The following is a 5,365-nucleotide window of genomic DNA, read 5'->3' on the forward strand; positions in this document are numbered from 1 at the left end:
CGGCGCCGCCGGCCCACGCCGGGCTGAGCACCCCGTAATCGGCATTAGTCATCGGTCAACCTCACTTCGGCACTACGTTCAACGCCCCGCCGGGGCGGAAGGCCGCGGTGCTTGGGCACCTGCAGCTTCCACCCTAGCGGGGCAGCTTCTCCTGCTTCCTAGCTTTCGCGCGGGTAGGTCAGGAACACGGTCTCGTCCTCACCCTGCAGCCGAATGTCAAAGCGCAGTGATCCGTCCTGTTCCCGGGTGGCGATCAGGGTCTTGCGCCGCTCCTCGGGCAGCGCCGACAGCAGCGGGTCATTGGCCAGCGCCTCGGTGTCCTCCGGCAGGTAGATGCGGGTGAACAGGCGGTTGAGCAGCCCGCGCGCGAACACGGTGAGCATGATGAACGGGGCCTTGACCGCCTCGGTCGCGCCAGGGTTCACGGTGGTGAAGGTGTAGTGGCCCACGTTGTCCACCGCCACCCGGCCCCAGCCGGTGAACGTGTAGCCGTCGCGCAGCAGCGAACCGTCCTGGGTGGGCACCCGTCCCTGATGGTCCGCCTGCCAGATCTCCAGCATCGAATCCGGGATGGGGGTGCCCTGCCCATCGGTGATCACCCCGTGCAGGCGCACCGCGTTCGGGTTGGACGGGTGGATCAGCTCGTGGCCCTTGTCGTAGGGCAGTGCGTAGCCGTAGAACGGGCCGATGGTCTGTCCCGGGGTCGGGACGAGCTTCAGCTCTGGTGCCGGTGCCATTTAGTGGTCCCCCTCTTCGTCTTCCATCCAGGTGCGGTTGCTGCCGGTGAGCACAATGTCCCAGTTGTAGCCGGTGGCCCACTCATGCGAGGTGATCGAGTGATCGTAGGTGGCGACCAGCCGGTCGCGAGCCTTCTGGTCGGTGATCGACTGGTAGATCGGGTCCAGGGAGAACAGCGGGTCACCGGGGAAGTACATCTGGGTGATCATCCGCTGGGTGAAGTCGGTGCCAAACAGCGAGAAGTGGATGTGCGCCGGACGCCAGGCGTTGTGGTGGTTCTTCCACGGGTACGGTGCCGGCTTGATGGTGGTGAACGTGTACTCGCCATTCGGCCCGGTGATCGCCCGGCCCACCCCGGTGAAGTTCGGGTCAATCGGGGCCGGGTGCTGGTCGCGCTTGTGGATGTAGCGTCCGGCCGCGTTGGCCTGCCAGATCTCAATCAGCTGCCCGGCCACCGGACGGCCGTCCCCGTCCAGTACCCGGCCGGAGACCACGATGCGCTCGCCGATGGGGTCCCCGTTGTGCTGGATGGTCAGGTCCGATTCCAGGATGTGCACGTCCCGGTCCCCGAAGGCGGGGGAGTGCAGCTCAATGGTTTCCGGATCCGTGTGGTGCAGGTCCTTGGTGGGATGGCGCAGCAGGGAGGAACGGTAGGGGGCGAAGTCGATCCGCGGCTGGGTTTCCTCTTTCTTCCCGGCCAGCACCTCCTGCCGGTAGGCCTCGTGGATGTCCTGGATTTCGCTGGTGATGGTTTCCTGCGAGTCGGCGGTGGCGGCAGGATCCAGGACGCGCGGGTTCTCGAACGTCTCATCGGTGGTGTGGTTCGTATCGGTGCTCACTGCGTGCTCCTTTCAGTGGTCAATGGGCGGGAAGGTGGTGGTTGGGCGGGTCAGGCGTGCGGCCAGCCGGTGTAGGACTCGGCCAGGTATTGTTGGCCGAAGCGCGAGGAGGTCACGGTTTCCAGCTCTCCCAGGGCGCGGCGGGTCATGAACGGGTCGGCGCCACGGGGGTGTGGAGCATGGAGGTCATCCAGTATGAAAAGTTCTGGGCCTTCCAGACCCGCTTCAACGCCAGGTCCGAGTAGCCGGCCAGGAGCCGGTCACTACCGGTGGTGTAAAACGAGTCGATGGCCTCGAACAAGACCTTCACATCCGCGAAGGCCAGGTTCAGGCCCTTCGCCCCGGTGGGCGGGACCGTGTGTCCGGCATCTCCGGCCAGGAACAGCCGGCCGTGGGAGAGCGGTTCGCGCACAAAGGAGCGGAACCCCAGCACGGTTTTGTCGAAGATCGGCCCGGTCGCCAGCTGGAAGCCATCCGGTCCATCCACGCGCCGCTGCAGCTCGCTCCAGATCCGGTCCTCGCTCCAGTCATCAACGTTTTCGTTCGGGTCGCACTGGAAGTACATGCGCTGCACCGTCTCGGAGCGCTGGGAGATGAGCGCGAATCCGTGGGGGGAGTTCGCATAGATCAGTTCCGGAGAGGACTTTGGGGCCTGGGTGAGGATGCCGAACCAGGCGAAGGGGTATTCGACCTTGAAGTCATTGCGCTGGGCTGCCGGCATCTGGCGGCGGGTAAAGGAACGCGACCCGTCGGCGCCCACGATCACGTCAGCGTGCACCTCGAACAGGGTGCCCGCTGCGTCGGTGAAGCGGAACTTCGGGGTGTCGGTTTCGATGTCCAGGATCTCGGTGACTTCGGCCCGTAGCGCACGTCCCCACCATCGCGCTTGCGTGCCGCGGCCAGGTCGATGAAGACCTCGTTTTGGGCGTACAGGGTGACCGTGGCGTCCACCAGGTCGCGGAAGTCCAGCGGATGGGACTCGCCGTTGAAGCGCAGGTCGATGCCGGCGTGCTCGTCGCCCTCGGTCAATACCCGGCCGTTGACCCCGCTGTCGGTCAGCATGGCCACGGCCTGGGCCTCAAGGATGCCGGCGCGGTGGGTATTGCGGATCGTTTCGTGATCCCGTTTTTCCACCACGATGTTCTCGATGCCTGCCTGGGCCAGCAGATGCGAGAGCATGAGCCCGGCCGGACCGCCGCCGATTATGCCACCTGGGTGCGGATGATCCGGGGAGTCTGCGTCATTGAAGCCTGCCTCAGCGTTCGGGGCCGTGTCTGCCGCTACGCCGATTCTCGGCGGGCAGGGCGACATGGGTGGGGACAAGAGATTGACTTCAAGAATGCAGTGACGTGCGGAACAAACACACCATGCTTCTCATTGAATAAGAATATTTATGGACAGTGCGTTGGGAAGCTTGAAATGCGGGCCCCCGGGCCGGTCACCCGGGCGGCCGCCGCATTTTCAGCATCGGGAAGGTGCGGGACGAATGCTTCTGTCCTAGATGCCCGCGCGACGGCTGCGCATCAACAGCAGGAGGGTGACGCCCAGCAGCAGCAACATGAAGACGCCAAAGCCGAGCACCGATGGCGCCAGCGCAATGAACTGCATCAGTGCGCCAAGCAGCAGGACCGGCACTGACATTCCCAGGTAGCCGGCCAGGAAGATGCCGGCCAGGGCTTCGCCGCGCTGGGCCGGGGAGGCAATGGAAATGGCGGTGCCGATTCCCGCCTTGAACGACATCCCCGAGCCTGCACCGGCCACCAGTCCGCCAATGACCAGCAGCGCCAGGGACGCCACCAGGATGCTGGCGGTCACCAGGAGCAGGCCGATACCCAGGCAGGCCAGACCCGCCGTGGTCTGCCGGTGCAGGCTCCAGCGCGAGGAAACCACCTGCATCGCGGCAGCCGCGGCAAAGACCACGAAGGCCACGGCGCCGGAGACCACATGGGAGGTGATGGCCAGCTCGCCGGCAATCAAAGCCGGGGCCAGGGAGGTGAACAGCCCAAACATGGCAAATCCGACAAATGCCATCATCGCCGCGGCCGCAAAGCGCGAATGGGCCTCCGGGGGCACCGAAACCCTTTGTGGCCGATATTTCCAGTTACGATCCACCTGCACGGTTTCCGGGACACGGACCAGTGACAGCAGGCCGAGCAGCAGCAGCGCGGCAAAGACAATGTAGGTGGTGTAGAGCGGAGCCGGGGCAAACTCCGCCAGCATTCCAGAGACCAAAGGCCCCAGACCCAGCCCGCCGATGTTGGCGGCGGTGGCGATGACCTCGGCCCGGCGCAAGCCAGTCCCCGGGCGGGAAGTGGCGTGCAGTTCGGTCATGCAGGCGGTCGCGGTCGCGGTCAACATGCCCACCCCAAGGCCCGAGACGAAACGCGCGGTGAGCAGACCGGGCAGGTCCTGCCAAAAGATGAAGACGAGTGTGGAGATGAAAACCAGGCCACGGCGGGCACCAGGATGCGGCGCCGGCCGACACGGTCGGAGATATGTCCGGCCAGGAACAGGCTCACCACCACGCCGAGGGCGTAGGTGGCAAAGATCAGGGTGACGGTGAAGGAGCTGAACCCTGACCGCTGTTGATACAGGACGTAGAGCGGGGCCGGGGCGGAGGCAAAGGCCATCGAGGTCAGGAACGCGAAGGCCACAATCCAGAAGCCGCGGCCGTGCTGCACGGCGGGTGCGGAGCGGGTTGCCGCGGGGGAAGATGAAACGGGCATGAATCCATCATCCGTGGCGGTGTTGATCGCGTCCAGCATAAATGTTGATTGCTTGCATCTTGCTTGGTGATACTGAAGCATGCAGTTATCCCAGATCCAGTACTTCCTGGCCGTCGCCGAACAGCTGAGCTTCACCCGTGGGCACAGGAGTTGAACGTGGTCCAGTCGGCCGTCTCGGCGGGAATCAAGCAGCTTGAACGCGAACTGGGAGCCCAGCTTTTCGTCCGTCAGGGGCGCAGCGTTCGCCTGGCTCCCGCGGGGGAGGCGCTGCTGCCCCGGGCACGGACCATCCTGGCGGAAGTGGATGGCGCGCGGGATGCAGTCGATGCCGTGGGAGGAATGGTGCGCGGCACGGTGTCGCTGGGCACCCTGTCCTACCTGGGGGGGCTTGGACATGGGGGAAGGTGCTGCTGGAGATTCATCGACGGTATCCGGAAGTCGTCGTCAAGCTGCGGCTGACCGTGGAGGGGACGCGCAGCAGTCTGGCCGCTGTGCAGGAGGGGACGCTGAACCTGGCACTGCTCTCGGTCAGTAATCCCCAGGTCGCGGGGATAGCGCTGCATGAGATCCATGCCGAGCCAATGGTTCTGGTCATCCCGGCGGGGCATCGGCTCGCCGGGCGTCAGCAGGTCGACCTTTCGGAAATTGCCGGGGAACAGTACGTGGACTTCCCCGAAGGCTGGGGAAACCGAACCACCATTGACTCCGCCTTCTCCGCGCAGGGACTGCACCGTAGCGTGCGCACGGAGGTCGTCTCACTGGATTTCGCGCTGGAGCTTGTCCGGCAGGAGCTGGGTGTCGCCTTTTTGCCGCAGTCCACCGTCGAGCGCTCGGGGACCCAGGGAATCTGGGCGGTGCCGGTGCCCTGAAGTGGCGAATTCAGCTGGCCCGCGCCACGAATCGGCAGCCGACCGCCGCCGAAGACGTGGTCATGCGGGCCATCCTTGCCGAAGCACGCAACGCCATATAGACCGACCAGCTAGGCAGCATCAAGCCCGTGCGCGCTGTGGGGGAGCCGGCGGCCCGGGTTAACCGTCGGCGGCGTAGCCAGGGCCCGCGAGA

General features: G+C 65.3%; 5 protein-coding genes and 2 pseudogenes. 2 read left to right on the plus strand and 5 right to left on the minus strand.

Features of this window, described 5'->3' with window-relative positions:
• Positions 1 to 158: 158 nt before the first annotated feature.
• From pcaG to JCM19049_RS23285, 4 genes and pseudogenes are all read right to left on the minus strand, one after another.
• Entirely contained in the window at positions 159 to 737 is a 579-nt protein-coding gene (gene pcaG / locus JCM19049_RS07615) for a protocatechuate 3,4-dioxygenase subunit alpha (protein ID WP_054821287.1), read from the minus strand.
• Positions 738 to 1,577, minus strand: coding sequence for a protocatechuate 3,4-dioxygenase subunit beta (pcaH, locus tag JCM19049_RS07620; protein ID WP_054821288.1), 840 nt, complete (start codon positions 1,575 to 1,577; stop codon positions 738 to 740).
• Between the two features lie 50 nt (positions 1,578 to 1,627).
• Positions 1,628 to 2,756, minus strand: a pseudogene (locus JCM19049_RS07625) (4-hydroxybenzoate 3-monooxygenase).
• Positions 2,757 to 3,074: 318 nt separating this feature from the next.
• Positions 3,075 to 4,384, minus strand: a pseudogene (locus tag JCM19049_RS23285) (MFS transporter).
• Between JCM19049_RS23285 and JCM19049_RS19350 the strand changes: the two are divergent.
• A complete protein-coding gene (locus JCM19049_RS19350) occupies positions 4,370 to 4,762 on the plus strand; it encodes a LysR family transcriptional regulator (protein ID WP_279402702.1) in 393 nt (130 codons plus the stop codon). The pseudogene JCM19049_RS23285 and the gene JCM19049_RS19350 overlap by 15 nt on opposite strands.
• Entirely contained in the window at positions 4,708 to 5,172 is a 465-nt protein-coding gene (locus JCM19049_RS07635) for a LysR substrate-binding domain-containing protein (RefSeq protein WP_054821289.1), read from the plus strand. The genes JCM19049_RS19350 and JCM19049_RS07635 overlap by 55 nt, the downstream gene beginning before the upstream one ends.
• 10 nt (positions 5,173 to 5,182) lie before the next feature.
• Here JCM19049_RS07635 and JCM19049_RS19355 read toward each other — a convergent pair.
• Positions 5,183 to 5,365 (minus strand): hypothetical protein (locus JCM19049_RS19355; protein ID WP_279402701.1); only part of this gene is annotated, 183 nt, incomplete at its 5' end.

Source organism: Arthrobacter sp. JCM 19049, from assembly GCF_001310435.1.

Bases quoted from the DNA above. Each gene is read 5' to 3' on its own strand.
- pcaG (WP_054821287.1), bottom strand. From the start codon at position 737: ATGGCACCGGCACCAGAGCTGAAGCTCGTCCCGACCCCGGGACAGACC.